Source organism: Crenobacter intestini (genome assembly GCF_004919095.1).
In the GTDB taxonomy this organism is placed as follows: Bacteria; Pseudomonadota; Gammaproteobacteria; order Burkholderiales; family Chromobacteriaceae; genus Craterilacuibacter; species Craterilacuibacter intestini.
Genome location: NZ_STGJ01000002.1, coordinates 260,626 through 278,502 on the forward strand (window position 1 = coordinate 260,626; position 17,877 = coordinate 278,502).

Here is a 17,877-nt window from a genome sequence, read left to right on the forward strand (position 1 = left end):
TATTCGATTGTTGCGCGTTATTTTTCATTCTTGGCATTTCAGGCAGGTATTGGGTGGGTGGCGTTCGAAGCGGCAATGGTTTTGGCTGGCCCGGATGAATGTTTGTAGAAAATATTATTCGAATGTAATTTGACGCTAATGTTTTGCTTCGGGCAGACTGGTTCCAATCCCGCCGCCCGGCGGGGCGTCCCACCAACAGGCCGGCAGCGTTGCCGGCCGGTACCTGTCCGAAAGGGATTGCATGGAAGAAGTGATTCAACAGGCGGCGCCGCAGGCGCCGCGTGGTCTGGTCGACCGCATGCTCGACACCATCGAGCGCGTCGGCAACCGCCTGCCCGACCCGGTGACGCTGTTCATCGGCCTGACCCTCATCGTGTTCGTCGGCAGTTACTTTGCCGCGGAGGCCGGCCTGTCCGCGCTCAAGCCGGGCAGCGGCGAGACCATCGTGCCGGTGTCGCTGATGAGCGCCGACGCGATCCGCGCGTGGATCGTCGACGCGCCCAGGCATTTCGCGCTGTTCCCGCCGCTGGCGACCGTGCTGGTCGCCATGCTCGGCGTCGGCGTCGCCGAACGTAGCGGCCTGCTCGCCGCGCTGCTGGGCAGGCTGGTTGCCTGCTCGCCGCGCGTGCTGCTGACCCCGATCATCGTGTTCATCGGCGTGCTCTCCAACGTCGCGGCCGACGTCGGCTACGTGGTGGTAGTGCCGCTCTCCGCGATGCTGTTCGCCGCGTCCGGTCGCCATCCGATCGCCGGCCTCGCCGCCGCGTTCGCCGGCGTCTCCGGCGGCTTCTCGGCCAACATCCTGCTCTCCACGCTCGACCCGATGCTCGCCGGCATCTCCGAAGCGGCCGCGCATATCGTCGACCCGGCGTATACGGTGAGTGCGGTGGCCAACTACACCTTCATGGCCGCCTCGACCGTCACCGTCGCGCTGCTGGCGTGGTACGTGACCGACCGCGTGATCGAACCGCGCCTGCCGGCGTGGCGCGACCGGGGCGGCGAAGAGATGCAGCGCTGCTCGGCGTCCGAGGCGCGCGGCATGCGCTTTGCCGGCATTGCCTTCGCGGTGCTGCTGGGCCTGATCCTGTGGGCGACGCTGCCGGAAGGCGCGCTGCTGCGCAACCCGGCGACCGGCGGCTTCGTGCCGTCGCCCTTGATTGGCGGCGTGGTGATCCTGATCATGCTGGTGTTCCTGATCCCGGGCATCGCCTACGGCGTCGGCACCCGTACCTACAAGAGCGACCGCGACGTCGCCCGCGCCATGTCGCAGAGCATGTCCGACATGGGCTACTACCTGGTGCTCGCCTTCTTCGCCGCGCAGTTCATCGCGTTGTTCGCCGACAGCAAGCTCGGCCTGATCCTCGCGATCAACGGCGCCGAGGCGCTGCAGGCGCTGGGCCTGTCCGGCCTGCCGCTCTTGCTGCTGTTCGTGCTGCTGACCGGCTTCATCAACCTGTTCATCGGCTCGGCGTCGGCCAAGTGGGCGCTGCTCGCGCCGATCTTCGTGCCGATGCTGATGCTGACCGGCTTCTCGCCGGAGGCGACCCAGCTCGCGTACCGCATCGGCGACTCGGTGACCAACATCATCACCCCGCTGATGGTGTACTTCCCGATGGTGCTGGTGATGGCCAAGCGTTACCTGCCCAATTACGGCCTGGGTAACCTGATCGCCCTGATGCTGCCTTACTCAGTGGTGTTCCTGATCGGCTGGAGCGTGATGCTCGCGGCGTGGCTGGCGCTGGGCCTGCCGATCGGCCCGGGGGTTTCGACCTTCCTGCCGGTCGCCGGCTGATTCGGCTTAGCACGACAAGAGGGCTTCCCCGCGGGGAAGCCCTTTTTGCTGGCGGTTGAAGGTGACGATCAGCCGCCGACCTTCACCTGCGACCACACGCGGTTCAGTTCGCGGCGCGACTTGACGTCGAGGTCCTTCAGCGGGATGTAGCGGCCCTTGGCCGGGTCGAGCGTGATCACCGGGTTGGCCTTGATCGCGGGCAAGAAGTGGGCCTTGGCGGTGGTGACCGGGTTGGTCGCGCCGATCTGGTTGGAGATCTCCGCCGCGTTCTTGCCGTCGAGCATGAAGTCGATGAACTTGTGCGCGAGGTCCGGGCGCGCGGCGCTCTTCAGGATGGTCATGTTGTCGACCGCCAGGATGTTGCCTTCCTTCTGCGGCTGGTAAGCGAGCGCGAACGGGCGCTTGGCCTTCTTCGCGTCCTGCTGCGCCTGAAAGAGGTCGTTCGAGTAGCCGTGGGCGACCCAGATGTTGCCGACGGTCAGCTCCTTGATGTAGCTCTGGTTGTTGAACGCGGCCCAGTAGGGCTTGGCCTTCTTGATCACGTCGGCAGCGGCCTTGAGGTCCGCGCTATTGGTGCTGTTGGGGTCTTTGCCCAGGTACATCAGCGCGGCGGACATCAGCTCGCGCTGGCTGTCGAGCACCGTCACCTTGCCCTTGATCCTGGCGAGCACCGCCGGGTCGAAGACCAGCGCCCAGCTGTTTGCCTTGTCCAGCACCCCGGCCTTCTTCAGCGCGGTCTCGTTGTAGCCCAGCAGCGTCAGCGTCACCACGGTCGGCGCCGCGTACTGGTTGCCGGGGTCGAACGGCGCGTTGATCTTCAGGTAGCCCGCGTCGAGGTTCTTCCAGTTGGGCACCTTGCGCTTGTCGATCGGCTGCAGCTTGCCCTGCTTGAGCAGGGTGTTCACGGCAAACGCGGTCGGGAACACCATGTCGTAGCCCTTGGCGCCGGCGGAGAGCTTGGCGAGCATTTCTTCGTTGTCGCCGTAGTAGTCCTGCACCAGCTTGCACTTGCAGTACGCCTCGAAGCGCTTGGCCGTCTCGGCCGACAGCGCGTTGTTCCAGTTGTAAATGTGCAGGACGTCCTGTGCGCTCGCAGCGCCTGCGGACAATGCCAGAAGAGCCGAGATGGCCAACCGTTTCATACCGTGAAGTCCTCTTTCCGAGTCGTTTGAAAAAACAAAATCCCTGCACCGCAGGCGCGGGCAGGGAGCGGTTCAGGCGCCGGCTACGCGCCGGCCGGGCCGTGGCGGCTCTACCGGGTGCAGGCAGGCGTCGGCCGCGGGCGTCTGGCCATCGCGGCGGGTCAGGTGGTGCGTCATTCAGAGCGAAACCATATTGTCGCGGTGGATCAGCTCGGGCTCGACCAGATAGCCCAGGATGCCCTCGATGTCGCGGGTCGGCCGGCGCATGATCAGGCGCGCCTCTTCCGAGCCGTAGTTGGCGAGCCCGCGCGCGACTTCGGCGCCGTGCGCGTCGACGCAGGCGACCACGTCGCCGCGCAGGAAGCGCCCGTCGACGCGGGTGACGCCGACCGGCAGCAGGCTGGTGCCGCGTTCGCGCAGCGCGCGCGCGGCGCCTTCGTCCACCGTCAGCGTACCGGCCAGCTGCAGGTGGTCGGCCATCCACTGCTTGCGTGCGGCCATACGCGTGGTCGGCGCGGTCAGCTGGGTGCCGATCGCCTCGCCGTCGGCCAGGCGCGACAGCACCTGCGCCTCGCGGCCGCAGGCGATCACCGTGCTCGCGCCCGAGCGTGCGGCGCGCCGCGCGGCGAGCACCTTGGTCAGCATGCCGCCGGTGCCGACGCTGGAGCCGGCGCCGCCGGCCATTTCTTCCAGCGCCGCGTCGCCCGCCTCGGCCTCATGCACGAAGCGCGCGTCCGGGTGCTTGCGCGGGTCGGAGGTATACAGGCCTTGCTGGTCGGTCAGGATCAGCAGCGCGTCGGCCTCGATCAGGTTGGTCACCAGCGCGCCCAGCGTGTCGTTGTCGCCGAAGCGGATCTCGGCGGTGACCACCGTGTCGTTCTCGTTGATGATCGGCACCACGCCCAGCGCGAGCAAGGTGGCAAGCGTGGTGCGCGCGTTCAGGTAGCGGGTGCGGTCGGCCAGGTCTTCGTGGGTGAGCAGCACCTGCGCGGTGCGGATGCCGTGTTCACCGAAGGCGTGCTCGTACGCTTCGCACAGCCCCATCTGGCCGACGGCTGCCGCCGCCTGCAATTCGTGCACCGCCTTCGGCCGTTTGGCCCAGCCTAGGCGCTGGCAACCCTCGGCGATCGCGCCGCTGGAGACCAGTAACACCTGCTTGCCGCGGCGCTTGAGTTCGGCGATTTCGCCGGCCCAGCGCGCGAGCGCGCCGTGGTCGAGGCCGCGGCCGTCGTTGGTGACCAGGCTGGAGCCGACCTTGATGACCAGGCGGTCGGCGGTGTGGATGACGGATTGCATGGAGTGGACGGCCGCTTGTGTGCAAAGCACAAAGTTTACCCAAAAAAGCGGGGGGCGGGCAGCACCGGCTAAGCGCCTGCGCGGTGTTCGATCAGCTGGTAGAGCGGCGTCTGCCGTGCGACGCGCAGCGGGTAGGCGCGCACGCGCACGCCGTGGCCGACCAGCTGGCACGGCGCGAGGCGGTTGAACACCCGCCCGGCGAGCAGCACCTGCGGCGGATGCAGCGGGTGCTCGAGCGAGAGCGCCAGCTGCGAGCGGCCGCTCTTGGGCTCGACCATCATCAGCGGCTCGACGCGGCGCGCGACGATTTCCAGGCCGACGCGGGTGTCCATGTCGTCGCCGTAACGCACCCAGCGCACCAGCGCGCCCTGCCAGTTTTGCCCGCGCGCGCGCCACAGCACGAATTCGCCGGCACGCAGCGCGTGGCCCGGCGCGCTGCCGGCGAGCGCGAGGCCGCTGCCGCTCTGGTCGACCACCGTCAGGTTGACCGGCGACGCCGGTGCCGGCCGCTGCAGCAGCCGCGCGCGGTGTTCGAGTTCTTCCTCGTCGTGGCCGGTTTCCGGGAAGTGCCAGCGCCCGCCGTTGGCCAGGTGCCAGCACGCGGCGAGCCCGGCGACCAGCTCGACGCTGCCGCGCCCTTTCTCGCGCACCTCGCGGCGCATCGGCCGGCTGCGCAGGTCGGTCAGCAGCGTCTGGTAGAGTTCGGCGTCGTCGTGCGCGTCGGCGGTGCCCTCGCGGGCGAGGCTTAAGGAGCGCTCGCGCAGCCAGTCGGCCAGCGCCGCAGTGTCCAGCAGCGGGGGCGTGCCCGGCAGCAGGCCCAACAGCGGCGAGACCTGCACCGCCAGCGCGGCGAGCTTGTGCTGTTGCGCGGGCGAGAGGCGCTGGGTGTCGACCATGCCGATCAGGCGCAGCGCCTTGTAGGCGAGTGCGTCCGCGTCGACGTCAAGCTCCCCGGCAAGCCGGTGCATCGCGTGCGCGTTCTCCCAGAAGTCGTCCGGCAACGGGTGGTAACCGGTGAGGTGGGCGAGCGCGACGTCCTGCATCGCCCCTTGCGCGGCGAGGACGACGTGCGCTGCGCGCGTGCTGTCGTGCGCGCGCAGCGCCTCGTCCGCCGCGCGGATCAACACGGCGAGCCGGCCCTGCGCGAGCCGCCTGGCGAGCCACGCCGCCTCGCGTGCGCGCGGCGCGGTGGAGAGTTCGCGCAGGCGCAGTTCGCCCTGCAGCCATTCGGCCGCCTGCGCGCAAGCGTCCTGCAACGCGGCGTAGCGGTTCAGCCTTTCAACCGGCGGCAGCGGCGCCGCGGCCAGCGTCTCCAGAAGGCCGGGCAGCGTGCGCGACAGCACCGCCGGCGGTGAGCGCAGCGCGTCGTCGCACTGCAATGCGAAGTCGGGCGGGGTGGCGGCGAGCGGGGCGGGGAGCAGCAGCATGCGGGTCTACGGTAGTGCGACTGCGGTGGTTGGCGCGCCGGCCGGCAGCGTGTCCAGCACGGCGGCCAGCGCTTCGGCCAGCGCCGCCATCTCGGCTGCGCTCACCACATAAGGCGGCATCAGGTAGACGGTCTGCCCGATCGGCCGCAACAGGAAGCCCGCCGCGAGCATCCGCTCGAAACACAGCCCGGCAAAGCCCGCCGGCGCGCCGGGGACGTCGAACGCCCAGATCTGCCCGGTGTGGCGGAAGCTCTTTACAGCCGGGTGGGCGGCCAGCGGCGCGAGCGCGGCGCTGATCTCAGCCTCGCGCACGCGGTTGCGCGCGAGCACGTCGTCCGACTCGAAAATGTCGAGCACGGCAAGCGCCGCCGCACACGCCGCCGCGTTGCCGGTGTAACTGTGCGAGTGCAGGAAGCCGCGGCTCACGTCGTCGTCGTAGAATGCCGCGTAAATGTCGTCGGTCGACAGCACGCAGGAGAGCGGCAGCGTGCCGCCGGTGATGCCCTTGGAGAGGCACAGCAGGTCGGGGCGGATGCCCGCCTGCTCGCACGCGAACAGCGTGCCGGTGCGCCCGAAGCCGACCGCGATCTCGTCGGCGATCAGGTGCACGCGGTAGCGGTCGCACAGCGCGCGCGCCTGCCGCAGGTATTCGGCGTCGTACATCACCATGCCCGCTGCACCCTGCACCAGGGGTTCCACGATCAGCGCGGCGATCTCTTGGTGGTGCTTGCACAGCAGGTTGTCCAGCGACACCGCCGCGCGGCGCGCCACGTCGGCCGCGCTTTCCCCTGTGCGGGCCTCGCGCGCGTCCGGGGTCGGTGCCGTGAAGTTCTGTCGGATCAGCGGCGCGTAGGTGGCGGAGAACAGCGGCACGTCGGTCACCGCCAGCGCGCCGGCGCTCTCGCCGTGGTAGCTGCCTTCCAGCGACACGAAGCGGGTCTTGCCGGGCGCGCCCATGTTCTTCCAGTAATGGAAGCTCATCTTCAGCGCGATCTCGGTGGCGGAGGCGCCGTCGGACGCGTAAAAGGCGTGGCCCAGGCCGGTCAGCGCGGCAAGCCGTTCGGAGAGCTCGACTACCGGACGATGGGTGAAGCCCGCCAGCATCACGTGGTCGAGCGTTTCCAGCTGGCGCACGATGGCGGCGCGGATGCGCGGCTCCTTGTGGCCGAACAGGTTGACCCACCACGAAGACACCGCATCCAGGATGCGCCGCCCGTCGAAGTCGACGAGGTAGGCGCCGTCGGCGGAGGCCACCGGCACGATGGGCAGCGACTCGTGCCGCTTCATCTGCGTGCACGGGTGCCAGACGGCGGCGCGGCTGCGCGCCAGGTAGTCTTGGTTGTCGCTCAACGCGCGCTCCCTGCGGATGGATGGCGGCATCTTAGCATGCCGCCGCCGGCCGTCTGTGCCCGCCGGCCAATGTTGATCCAGCGCAAGCGCAGTGTAGGTTTCCCGCCACAATCCATCGGCCGTGCGGTAGCATCCTATAAATGGCGTTTGCATTTCATAGGGGGTTTCTGCCAGTGTTGCTGACAGATGCTGCGCAAGGCACCAGCATCGTGGCAAAATGCCGACGCATGAAGCAAACGCTTGGCATAATCCGCGTATGCAAAAAGGTTACACACTGATCGAGCTGATGATCGCGGTCGCCATCATCGGCATCCTAGCGGCGGTCGCCATCGTCGCATATGTGGATTACGGGCGGCGTGCGCAGGTTGCCGTCGCGATTATGGAAACCGAGCCGATGCGTCGCGCGCTCGACGTGCAGTACGCGACGGGCGAGGGTTGGCCGCAGGGCAACGCGTCGGCGGGCTTCGCCGGCTACCGCAGCCACACCATCGCGCAGGTTGCGGTGCAGCCCGCTGCCGGCACGCGGCCCATGACGCTGGAAGTGACGCTGGCGGCGCCCTGGGTGGCCAGCGGCGCGAAGCTCGAGCTGTACCCGGACAGCGCCAGCGGCGGCTATACCTGGCGCTGCAGCAGCGACCGGGCCAAGAATCTGTTCGCCTTGCTGCCGTCCAGTTGCCGGGACGGCGGTTAGGCTGTAGTACCCTTTGAAAAACGGCAGCGGTTCTTATTCACCTGGGAGGTTAGCAACATGAAACGTGTACAACAGGGCTTTACCCTGATCGAACTGATGATCGTGGTGGCGATCATCGGTATTCTCGCGGCGATCGCGATTCCGGCGTATTCCAACTATCAGGCCAAGGCTAAGGTGTCGGCGGGTTTGGCCGAAATGTCTGCAGTCAAAACTGGATACGAAACTATCGTTAACGATGGTACCGCACCTTCTTTGACAAACATTGGCCTAGCCAGCACTACTACTTCTAACTGTACTTTCGCCTTCCCTACCGCAGCCAGTGGAATTCAGTGTACCTTGCGAAATGCTCCGTCCCAGGTGAATGGCAAGGTTCTTATCTTGCAGCGTGATGCATCTGGTGTTTGGGCATGTAAAAACGACACTACGAATGCGATTCCGTCTGACCTCTTGCCTAAGGCATGTAGCTAATCTCAGCTACTTCATTGAAGTCAACAAGACACCACCTTCGGGTGGTGTCTTGCCATCCAGTTCCCGGCAATATCCTCCATGACCCGAATGTCTTTCGTCTTGCCTGCGCCGCTGTCCGCCGAGCATACGTTGCCGCTGTCCGCGCTGCCGGTGACGCTGCTCGCCTGCCTGCCGTTCTTGTCCTGGCTGCGCTTCGCGCCGGATGGCGACCTGCTCGCCAACGCGGGGGCGCTGCTGCTGGCGGCCGCCCTGATACTCGCCTGCCTGCCGCGGGTGGGGGGCGAATTGGCGCTGCGCCCGGGCCTGCTCGCTGCTGCGGCGCTGACGCTGGCGGCCTTGCCGGCGCTCGCCGGCTCACCTTACCCGGGCGTCGCGCTCGGCCAACTGGCGGTACTCTGGCTGGCGGCGCTCGCCGCGCAGGCGGTGGCGAGCCTGCCACGCGGCGCGGTGCTTGCTGCCCTGGCGTGGGGGCTGTTCGCCGGCGGCGTGCTGCAACTCACGATTGGCGCCGCGCAGGTATTCCGGCTGGCGCAACCTTGGGGGCTGTTGTTTGTGGTGTCGGACGGGCAGGGCACGCTGTTCGGCAACCTCGCCCAGCGCAACCAGTACGCCAACTACCTGACGCTCGCGCTGCTGTCGCTTTGTTGGCTTACCGCCCGCCGGCGGCTGCCGGCGTGGCTGTTTGTCTTGCTTGCGCCGCTGTTTGCGCTGTTCCTGGCGTGGTCGGCGTCGCGGCTGGTGATCGCCTACGCGCTGGGCTTGAGCTTGCTGGCGGCAGGGCTGTACCTGGCCGGCCGCCGTACCCCCGCCCTCACCCCCGGCCCCTCTCCCGCCAGCGGGAGAGGGGAGGGCATCGTGGGGTATTCGCCGGCAGATCCTTCACCCGCAGGCGGGAGCTCGGCGTGCATGGTGGATCGTTCGTCGGCAGGAAGCGGGCCGGCAGATCCTTCTCCCGCTGGCGGGAGAAGGTGGCGCGCAGCGCCGGATGAGGGCGCTGCCCTCGCCCGCATGGCGGTCGCGCTCGGCTTCGCTATCGTGCTGATCGCGCTGTGCCAGTTGTTCACCAGCCAGATCAACGCAGGGCTGTCCCTGCTCGGCCTGCCGGTTGACCTGCAAAGCGGCGCCGGGCGCTTCACGGACGGCGGCTTCGGCGCGCGCCGCTGGATCGAGTGGCAGAAGGCGTGGCAGGTGTTCGTCGCCCACCCTCTGACCGGCGTCGGCCTCGGCGGCTACGCCGCGCAGTCGGTCGCGCTGGAGCCGGCATTCGCCGGCGAGTGGACCGAGAGCTGGCTGTTCGCCCACTGCCACAGCATCGTGCTGCAGTTGCTCGCCGAAACCGGCCTCACCGGCACGCTGGCGGTGGCGGCGGCGCTCATGTGGGCGTTTTTGCCGTGGTTCCGGCGCCAGAACATCGGCGCCGACGCGCTGCTGGTACTCGGCCTCGCGCTGGTATTGCTCGGGCACAGCCTGCTCGAGTACCCGCTGTGGTACGCGAGCTTCCTGATGGTGTTCGCTGTGCTGGTGGGCGTCAGCCCCGCCGCCGGCTGGGCCTTGCCGGTGCGCGCGTCCTTGCGCCGCATCGGCGCGCTGCTGCTGGTGCTGGTGATCACCGCGCAGACGCTGCTCGGCGTGGCGTATTACTTCGACTGGGTGAAGTGGGTGGTGCCAAGCAGCGACGGGCGCGAGAATAAGGCGCGCATCGAGGCGCTGCTCACGCAGGGTGCCAATCCGTCGTGGAGTTACGACGCCGACCAGTTGTTGTCGAACTACCTGGGCGGCGACGCCGCACACCTCGCACTCAAGCAGCCGCTGTTCGAGCGTCTCGCCGCGTACCGCCCGTACCCCGGTACGCTAACCAAGCTTGCCATGCTGCGTGCGCACGCGGGCGACGCTGCGGGGGCCCGCGACGCGCTGCGCCGCGCGATCGCCGCTTACCCGGCTACGGTACCAAACATCGCGGCGACCCTCGCGCAGGAAAAGGCCCCCACGCTCGCGCCTTTGCAGGCGATGGCCGCGCGCGCGCATGAGGCCTACCGCCGGCACGGCGCGCTCGCCGCCGCGCGTACGGTGCGCTGAGGGGATGCGTGGCAGCTGATGGTGGGTTACGCCGACGTTGTCGGCTAACCCACTCTACACGGCTGGCGGGAGAAGGTGGCGCGCAGCGCCGGATGAGGGCGCCGCCTCGCCACCCTCACCCCCGGCCCCTCTCCCGCCATCGGGAGAGGGGAGTGGCACCGCTTTGCTTGCCGCGGCTGATGGTGGGTTACGCCGCCGTTGGCGGCTAACCCACCCTACGATACGATACCCGCCTTGTCTGATTCTCCCTTGCACAACATGCAATCAAGATCCCTGCTGGCGGCGTTGGCGCTGGCCTTGTGGGCGGCCATCGCCGCCGTGCCGTTTTTGTCGCGCATCCATTACCTGCCGCTGCCGCAATGGTTCGGCGAGATGAACGTGGTGTGGCTGACGCTGGCCGCCCTGTTGCCGCTGGCGCTGCGTGACGGCCTGGCCACTTTCGGCGCGCTGCCGCGCACCAGCTTGTGGCTGTTGCTGCTCTCGCTCGTTTGGGCGGTGCAGCCCTTGTGGGTGCCGCTGGCCTTCCCGGGGCTGAACGCCGCCACCGCGTGGGCGTTTGCCGCGCTTGCGCTGCTTGGCCTGCTCACGCAGCGGCTGCGCGACATCTATGGCGACGAGGCGGTGTACCTGCGCTTCGCGCAGGCGCTGCTGGTTGGCACCCTGCTGCAGAGCCTGATCGGCTTCGCGCAGGTGACGGGCCTTGCGCAGGTAATGGGCGGCGTGCTGTTTTACGACGCGGCGCACCCGACCAGCAACGTGTTCGGCCACCTCGGCCAGCGCAACCAGTACGCGCACTATCTGGCGTGGGGCGTCGCTGCGGCGGCCTACCTGTGGGCGCGGCGCAGGCTCGCCACCGGCTGGGCGGTGGCGGCGGTGGCGTGGCTGGCGCTCTCGATGGCGTGGGCCGGCTCGCGCACGGTGCTGCTCTACGCGGCGGCGTTTCTCGCGCTGGCGCTTATCTGGGCGCTGCGGGTGCGCGATGACGAAGGCCGGCGCTTTGCCGGCGCCTTGGTGGCGGCGTCGCTTACGGTGATCGCGCTGCAGTTCGCGCTGCCGTGGGTGAACCAGCTGTTCGCCGGCGGCGGCGTGGAGAGCGGGGTCGAGCGCATCGCGGCGGCGGGCGGCGAGGGGATGAACTCGCGCCGCTTCGCCGAGTGGCACAAGGCGTGGCTGGTGTTCGGCGACTACCCGCTGTTCGGCGCCGGCTGGTCGCAGTTTGCCGCGCACAGCGTCGCCTTGCAGATGCGGCCCGAGTTTGCCGAGGCGGCGTTCAACAGCGGCCTGTTCGCCAACAGCCATAACCTGGTGTTGCAGCTATTGGCCGAGACGGGCGTGGTCGGTACCGGCGCGGTGCTGCTGGGGCTGGTGTGGCTTGCGTGGCCGTTCTTCGGGCAGCGCGTCGAGGCGCGCCACCTGCTGCCGGTGGCGATGCTGTCGGTGACGCTGATCCACAGCCAGGTCGAGTACCCGCTGTGGTATCTGTACTTTCCGGCGGTGGCGGTGGTCGCGCTGTCGCTGTCTCCCGCGCCTGCGCTGCGCGCGCCGCTTGTTGTAAAGCTGGGGCTGCTGGGGCTGATGCTGGCGCTTCTCTGGCTGTCGGTCGCCGCGTGGCCGCGTTACCGCGAGCTGGTCAGCCTGTATGCGCCACCCTATAACGCCGAGCTGCGCGCCAGGAACCAAGCGCGGCTCGCCGAGATCGTAGAAAAAGAGCCGATGTTCGCCTTCCACGCGCTGAACACGCTGGACAACTACCTGCGGGCCGACCGCGAAGCTTTGCCGCAGAAGCGTATATGGATGACGCGGCTCGCCGCGTTCCGCCCCTACCCGGACGTGCTCCTGAAGAAGGCGCAATTGGAGGCACTGGCGGGCGACACGGCGCAGGCGCGGCAAACGCTGGCGTACGCGCTCGCCTCGTTCCCGACCTACGCGCCGCGCTTCATGGCGACGCTTGCCGGCAGCGAGCCCGCATGGACGGTGCTGTACGAAGACGCCAGCGCGGCGCGCGCGCGGCTGCCCGAGCGTTACCGCTAAGGAGGCGGGCATGCAAAACGGCGACCCATCGGGTCGCCGTTTTGGTGTGGGCGTTGATGCCGCTTACGCGGCCAGCGCGGCCTTCATCTTCTGCAGCGCCTTCGCCTCGATCTGGCGGATGCGTTCGGCGGACACGCCGAATTCGGCGGCCAGTTCGTGCAGCGTCGCGCCGCTGTCGTCGGCCAGCCAGCGTGCCTCGACGATGCGGCGGCTGCGCGCATCCAGCGTGGCGAGCGCCTCGTGCAGGCCTTCGCTCTGCAGGCGGTCGACCGCCTTCTTCTCGATCTGGCGCACCGGCTCGTGCTCGCTGTCGGCCAGCCAGTCGATCGGCGCGTAGCCGTCGTCGTCGCCGTCGTCGGCCAACAGCGCGATGTCCTGCCCGGTCATGCGGGTTTCCATCTCCAGTACTTCTTCGGGCCTGACGCCGAGGTCTTCGGCGATCTCGCGTGCCTCGCTGTCGGACAGCGCCGACATGTTCTTCTTCATGCTGCGCAGGTTGAAGAACAGCTTGCGCTGCGGCTTGGTGGTCGCGATGCGCACCAGGCGCCAGTTGCGCAGGATGAATTCGTGGATTTCGGCCTTGATCCAGTGCACGGCGAACGAGAACAGGCGCACGCCGCGGCTGGGCTCGAAACGCTTGACGGCCTTCATCAGGCCGATATTGCCTTCCTGGATCAGGTCGGCCTGCGGCAGGCCGTAGCCGGCGTAGCCGCGTGCAATCGACACCACCACGCGCATGTGCGACATCACCAAGCGGCGGGCCGCCTCGAGGTCGTTCTGGTCGTGGTAGCGGGTCGCCAGCTCGGACTCTTCCTCCTGCGTCAGCATGGGCAGGCGGTTGACCGCCTGGATGTACTGCTCGAGGCTGCCGGTGCTGGAAGGTACGGGCAAAGCGAAAGTGGCGCTCATGTGGAAACTGTCCTCCTAGTCTCGAATTCCGATGTTAGCACTCGGGATTAGTGAGTGCCAACCGGCGGAAGTTCCTCTTAGCATGAAAGTTTTTTATCGCCCGATAGCGCGGGGGCGTGGTGCCGCCCGCGCGGACGGGGACGCCAGGCGGGTGAAAATGCGGCGTCGTCTTGCGTTGCACGGGCGTCTCGCACCGGCTTGCAACGCCGCATCGCTGCCGCGCAGCAGCGCGCGGTCAGGCGCTCAGTGCGCGCGCACCTGCCGCAGGTGGTGATCGGTCGCGAGCCTTGCGCCGCTCACCGCCAGCAGCGCGGAGAGGCCGGTGAGCGCGGCCAGTTCCCCCAGCGTCAGCCCGCGCAGCGCGAGCTGCTCGTTGTAGAGGCGGGCGAAGTCGGCGAGCACCGGGTTGGCGGCGGCGATCAGCCAGCTCGACAGCCCCCACGCGGCCAGCGCGGCGAGCACGCCCTGCCACAGCGCGTGGTAGAGGAAGGGGCGGCGGATGAAGTTGTCGGTCGCGCCGATCAGCTTGGAGATCTCGATCTCGTCGCGGCGGGCGAGGATCTGCATGCGGATGGTGTTGTGGGTGACCAGCACCAGCGCCAGCGCGAAGGCCGAACCCAATAGCAGCGTCAGCTTGCCGCCCAGCGAGATCAGGCTGGCCAGCTTCTGCGCCCACGCCGCGTCGAACTGCACTTCGGCGACCATCGGCAGGCCGGCGATCTCCTTTTGCAGGCGATCGAGTTCGGCGGCATCCAGCGTGGCGGGCTTGACGACGAAGGCGTCCGGCAGCGGGTTGCCGTCCAGCCCTTCGGCCATGCCGGTGACGCCGCTGCGCGTCTCCAGTTCGGCGAGCGCCTGCTGCTTGTCGACGAAGGTGGATTGCCCGACGCGCGGGTGCTGTTTGAGCGAGCTGGCGACGGCGGCGACGTCGGCCGGTTCGCTCGCCATCTCCATGAACACGGTCAGCTCGGGGGTGACGTCGATCTTGCCGCTCCACTGCTGGACGCCCTGCACGACCAGATACAGCGCGACCGGCAGGCTGAGCGCCAGCGAGAGCATCGCAAGGTTGAGCAGGCTGGCAACGGGCGCGCGCGCGGTGCGCTTGAGCGCCAGCAGCGCGCTTTGCGCGTGCAGGAACAGGTAGTGTTTCATGCGAACTGTCCTTCCCTGAGGCGGATGATGCGCCTGCCGTAGTCTTCCATCAGCGTTTCGTCGTGCGCGGAAATCAGCACGGTGACGCCGACCTGGTGGAAGGACTTGAACAGCTCCATGATGTCGAGCGCGTAGGCGCGGTCGAGGTTGGCTGACGGTTCGTCGGCCAGCAGGATGGCCGGGCGGTGCACCACGGCGCGCGCGATGCACAGCCGCTGCTGCTCGCCGCCGGACAGGCCGACCGGCATCGATTTCTCGCGGCCGGCGAGGCCGACCTTGTCGAGCGCGGCGCGCACGCGGCGCGCGGCGTCGCGGCGGTCGAAGCCGATGATGTCCAGCGGCAGCACCACGTTGTCGAACACGCTACGGTCGTACAGGATCTTGTGGTCCTGGAACACGATGCCGATATGCTGGCGTACGTAGGGCAGCTGGCTCGCGCGCAGGCGGCTCAGGTTCTGGCCGTTGACCAGCACGTTGCCGCTGGTCGCGCGGTCGATGCCGGCAACCAGCTTGAGCAGCGTCGACTTGCCGGCGCCGGAGTGCCCGGCGAGGAACACCATCTCGCCGGCGTCGATCTGGAAGGACAGGTTCTTCAGCGCGTCGAAGCCGCCGGGGTAGCGCTTGCTGACCTGGTCGAATTTGATCATGGGTGTCATGGGCTGGCCACCCGTGCTAGTCGAACAGCGCGTCGACGTAGTCGCGCGCGCTGAACGGGCGCAAGTCGTCGATGCTCTCGCCGACGCCGACAAAGCGCAGCGGTACCGGACGCTGCTTGGCAATCGCGGCGATCACGCCGCCCTTGGCCGAGCCGTCTAGCTTGGAGAGGATCAGGCCGGTCAGCCCCAGCGCGTCGTCGAAGGCCTTCACCTGCGTCACCGCGTTCTGCCCGGTGTTGGCGTCGAGCACCAGCATCACCTCATGCGGACCGTCCGGGATCGCTTTCTGGATCACCCGCTTCACCTTCTTGATCTCTTCCATCAGGTGCAGCTGGGTCGGCAGGCGGCCGGCGGTGTCGGCGAGCACCACGTCGATGCCGCGTGCCTTGGCAGCCTGGATCGCGTCAAAGCAGACTGCGGCGGCGTCGCCACCTTGCTGCGCGATCACGGTGACGTTGTTGCGCTCGCCCCAGGCGATCAGCTGTTCGCGTGCGGCGGCGCGGAAGGTGTCGCCGGCGGCGAGCATCACCTTCTTACCCTGCGACTGGTAGTACTTGGCGAGCTTGCCGATCGAGGTGGTCTTGCCGGCACCATTGACGCCGGCCATCATGATCACGAAGGGCTGCTTGCCCTCGACGCTCAGCGGCACTTCAAGCGGGCCGATCAGCTCGAGCAGGGAATCCTTGAGTGCGCCCTTGAGCTCGGACGCGTCCTTCAGCCCCTTGAGCGAAACGCGCTCGCGCACGTCGCCCAGCAGGTGCATGGTCGCGTCGACGCCCATGTCGGCGGTGAGCAGCACCGTCTCCAGCTCTTCGTACAGGTCCTCGTCGATCTTGCCGCCGCCGAACAGGCCGGCCAACTGCTTGCCGAGCTTGCTGCGCGTCTTGGCAAGGCCGGCCTTCAGGCGTTCGGTCCAGCTGGGCTTGCGCTCGGTCACCGTCTGCGGCGCAGGCGTGGCCGGCGGCGCCGGGATAAGCGGCGCTACGGGCGCGCTAGGTGCTTCGGCCACGGGCGCCGGAACCTCGGGGGGCAGGGCAGGCGCTGCGGCAGGGATGGGCTCGGTACGTCCGGCGTCCGGCGCCGGTGTGCTGGCTGGCAGCTCCTCGGCAGGCTCGCGCGGGACGGCCGGTTCGGCGACGGGCACCGGTGCGGCAGGCGCGGCGGCCGATGCGGTGTCCGGCGCAGGCGCGGTGGTGCCGGCCGGCTCGGTGGGGGCGGTTTCAGGCGTTGCAGGCTGCGTGGGCTGCGGCGCGTTGTCCTTGGGTTTTCTCTTGAAGAAGCTGAACATACTTCGGCTGTACTCGGTCGTGGAGCAGGGATTGTAGCGTATTCAGGCTGGGTGGCGCCCGCGCACGGCAAGGCAGCCCGAAAAAACATATATAAGGTTGCGCTTGTCCGACAAAGCCTGCACAAGCGGCCGCTTCAGGGTAAACTTGCCGGCTTGCAACGGGAGGGGTTATGGGCGAGTACCGCAACAAGGTCCGCGTGATTGCCGGCAAATACCGCCGGCGCCTGCTGGCGTTTCCGGACGTGGACGGCCTGCGGCCGACGCCGGACCGCGTGCGCACGACCCTGTTCAACTGGCTGGGCGCCGAACTCGACGGACTTGCGTGCCTGGACCTGTTCGCCGGTAGCGGCGCGCTGGGCTTCGAGGCCGCGTCGCGCGGCGCGCGCCGTGTGGTAATGGTCGAGCGCGACCGCAGTGCGCTCGCGCTGCTCAAGGACAACCGCCGCCTGCTTGACGCTGACGAGATCGACGTGGTAGCAGGCGACGCGCTCGCCTACCTGCGCAGCGCGCGCGAACGCTTCGACCTGGTGTTCCTCGACCCGCCCTTTGGCCTGGACTTGCTGCCCGCGCTGTTGCCCTTGCTGCCGGCGCTGCTCGCACCCGGCGCGCGCGTCTACCTCGAGGCGACCAGGTTGCCGGAGCTGGCCGGCTGGCGCGTGCTGAAGCAGGGATCCGCCGGCGCGGTACGCTACGCGCTGGTCGAGGCGGATGTAGCCGAGCCGGCATAAACGTATAACGGCGCCTTCCTTGCCCGGGCGTGGGGAGGGTGACAAAATCGTGAAACGCAAATAGTTGAGGGAATTGCTATGTCTTTGATGATTACCGACGAATGCATCAATTGCGACGTCTGCGAACCGGAGTGCCCCAATAACGCGATCTCGCAGGGAGAAGAGATCTACGTGATCGACCCGAACCTGTGCACGCAGTGCGTCGGCCACTACGACGAGCCGCAGTGCCAGCAGGTCTGCCCGGTCGACTGCATCCCGCTCGACCCGAACCATGTCGAGTCGCAGGAAGAGTTGCACCAGAAGTACCTGATCATCACCGGCAAGGCCTAAGTGGCTGATCTTTCGCGGATTTCGGGGGTAGGTTGTCGCCTTTTGCCGAGTAAATGGCTGAAAAGGGCGGTTTTCCGAAAAAATTCCGCGAAAAGTGTTGACGGTAAAAAAGGGGATCTGTAGTATTCGGGTCTCTTCAGGAGGGATTCCCGAGCGGTCAAAGGGATCAGACTGTAAATCTGACGGCACTGCCTTCGAAGGTTCGAATCCTTCTCCCTCCACCAGAATAAAATTATCTTGGCGACGTGAAGACATGCGGCGCGTGATAAGCGGGTGTAGCTCAATGGTAGAGCAGAAGCCTTCCAAGCTTATGACGAGGGTTCGATTCCCTTCACCCGCTCCAGGATATTAAGTAGTTGCAGGCCCATGTAGCTCAGGGGTAGAGCACTCCCTTGGTAAGGGAGAGGTCGGCGGTTCAATTCCGCCCATGGGCACCAATTCAACCTTGTTTAGTTTCAGGGATACTACCATGGCTAAGGAAAAGTTCGAGCGGACCAAACCGCACGTAAACGTTGGCACCATCGGTCACGTTGACCATGGT

15 protein-coding genes, 3 tRNA genes and 1 pseudogene are annotated in these 17,877 nt (G+C 67.5%); 11 read left to right on the forward strand and 8 right to left on the reverse strand.

Annotation, left to right across the window (positions count from 1 at the left end):
* The first annotated feature begins 241 nt into the window (after positions 1-241).
* Positions 242-1,792, forward strand: coding sequence for an AbgT family transporter (locus E5K04_RS03805; RefSeq protein WP_205700285.1), 1,551 nt, complete (start codon positions 242-244; stop codon positions 1,790-1,792).
* Positions 1,793-1,860: 68 nt separating this feature from the next.
* Here E5K04_RS03805 and E5K04_RS03810 read toward each other — a convergent pair whose 3' ends face one another.
* The 4 genes from E5K04_RS03810 to E5K04_RS03825 all read right to left on the reverse strand — a co-directional run bounded on the left by E5K04_RS03810 (position 1,861) and on the right by E5K04_RS03825 (position 7,007).
* Complete coding sequence (locus E5K04_RS03810) at positions 1,861-2,934, reverse strand: ABC transporter substrate-binding protein (protein ID WP_136551581.1); 1,074 nt, start codon at positions 2,932-2,934, stop codon at positions 1,861-1,863.
* A 177-nt stretch (positions 2,935-3,111) separates the two neighbouring features.
* Positions 3,112-4,230, reverse strand: coding sequence for a glutamate 5-kinase (proB, locus tag E5K04_RS03815; RefSeq protein WP_136551582.1), 1,119 nt, complete (start codon positions 4,228-4,230; stop codon positions 3,112-3,114).
* A gap of 68 nt (positions 4,231-4,298) precedes the next feature.
* Positions 4,299-5,657, reverse strand: a complete 1,359-nt coding sequence (locus tag E5K04_RS03820) for a hypothetical protein (RefSeq protein WP_136551583.1) — start codon at positions 5,655-5,657, stop codon at positions 4,299-4,301.
* Between the two features lie 6 nt (positions 5,658-5,663).
* Positions 5,664-7,007: an adenosylmethionine--8-amino-7-oxononanoate transaminase gene (locus E5K04_RS03825; protein WP_235844245.1), complete on the reverse strand. Its 1,344-nt coding sequence runs from the start codon at positions 7,005-7,007 to the stop codon at positions 5,664-5,666.
* A gap of 256 nt (positions 7,008-7,263) precedes the next feature.
* Between E5K04_RS03825 and E5K04_RS03830 the strand changes: the two genes are divergently transcribed.
* The 4 genes from E5K04_RS03830 (at position 7,264) to E5K04_RS03845 (ending at position 12,273) form a co-directional block, all read left to right on the forward strand.
* The gene (locus E5K04_RS03830; RefSeq protein ID WP_136551585.1) at positions 7,264-7,698 is read left to right on the forward strand and encodes a pilin; all 435 of its coding nucleotides are present in this window, start codon (positions 7,264-7,266) and stop codon (positions 7,696-7,698) included.
* A gap of 57 nt (positions 7,699-7,755) precedes the next feature.
* Positions 7,756-8,166: a pilin gene (locus E5K04_RS03835; protein WP_136551586.1), complete on the forward strand. Its 411-nt coding sequence runs from the start codon at positions 7,756-7,758 to the stop codon at positions 8,164-8,166.
* A gap of 78 nt (positions 8,167-8,244) precedes the next feature.
* Complete coding sequence (locus E5K04_RS03840) at positions 8,245-10,242, forward strand: O-antigen ligase family protein (RefSeq protein WP_136551587.1); 1,998 nt, start codon at positions 8,245-8,247, stop codon at positions 10,240-10,242.
* Between the two features lie 258 nt (positions 10,243-10,500).
* Entirely contained in the window at positions 10,501-12,273 is a 1,773-nt protein-coding gene (locus tag E5K04_RS03845; protein ID WP_136551588.1) for a PglL family O-oligosaccharyltransferase, read from the forward strand.
* 63 nt (positions 12,274-12,336) lie between these two features.
* Here E5K04_RS03845 and rpoH read toward each other — a convergent pair whose 3' ends face one another.
* The 4 genes from rpoH to ftsY all read right to left on the reverse strand — a co-directional run bounded on the left by rpoH (position 12,337) and on the right by ftsY (position 16,278).
* Positions 12,337-13,182: an RNA polymerase sigma factor RpoH gene (rpoH, locus tag E5K04_RS03850; RefSeq protein ID WP_136551589.1), complete on the reverse strand. Its 846-nt coding sequence runs from the start codon at positions 13,180-13,182 to the stop codon at positions 12,337-12,339.
* A 243-nt stretch (positions 13,183-13,425) separates the two neighbouring features.
* The gene (ftsX, locus tag E5K04_RS03855; RefSeq protein ID WP_136551590.1) at positions 13,426-14,334 is read right to left on the reverse strand and encodes a permease-like cell division protein FtsX; all 909 of its coding nucleotides are present in this window, start codon (positions 14,332-14,334) and stop codon (positions 13,426-13,428) included.
* Complete coding sequence (gene ftsE / locus E5K04_RS03860; protein ID WP_136551608.1) at positions 14,331-14,981, reverse strand: cell division ATP-binding protein FtsE; 651 nt, start codon at positions 14,979-14,981, stop codon at positions 14,331-14,333. The genes ftsX and ftsE overlap by 4 nt, the downstream gene beginning before the upstream one ends.
* A 25-nt stretch (positions 14,982-15,006) precedes the next feature.
* Positions 15,007-16,278: a signal recognition particle-docking protein FtsY gene (gene ftsY / locus E5K04_RS03865; protein WP_136551591.1), complete on the reverse strand. Its 1,272-nt coding sequence runs from the start codon at positions 16,276-16,278 to the stop codon at positions 15,007-15,009.
* Between the two features lie 170 nt (positions 16,279-16,448).
* Between ftsY and rsmD the strand changes: the two genes are divergently transcribed.
* From rsmD to E5K04_RS03895, 6 genes and pseudogenes are all read left to right on the forward strand, one after another.
* Positions 16,449-17,006 (forward strand): 16S rRNA (guanine(966)-N(2))-methyltransferase RsmD, encoded by a 558-nt coding sequence (gene rsmD / locus E5K04_RS03870; protein WP_136551592.1) that lies wholly within the window; start codon positions 16,449-16,451, stop codon positions 17,004-17,006.
* A 78-nt stretch (positions 17,007-17,084) separates the two neighbouring features.
* Positions 17,085-17,336, forward strand: a complete 252-nt coding sequence (locus E5K04_RS03875) for a YfhL family 4Fe-4S dicluster ferredoxin (RefSeq protein WP_136551593.1) — start codon at positions 17,085-17,087, stop codon at positions 17,334-17,336.
* Between the two features lie 139 nt (positions 17,337-17,475).
* Positions 17,476-17,560 (forward strand) — tRNA-Tyr (locus E5K04_RS03880).
* Positions 17,561-17,605: 45 nt separating this feature from the next.
* A tRNA-Gly gene (locus tag E5K04_RS03885) sits at positions 17,606-17,679 on the forward strand.
* 19 nt (positions 17,680-17,698) lie between these two features.
* A tRNA-Thr gene (locus E5K04_RS03890) sits at positions 17,699-17,773 on the forward strand.
* Positions 17,774-17,805: 32 nt separating this feature from the next.
* Positions 17,806-17,877, forward strand: a pseudogene (locus tag E5K04_RS03895) (GTP-binding protein); the annotation flags it as partial.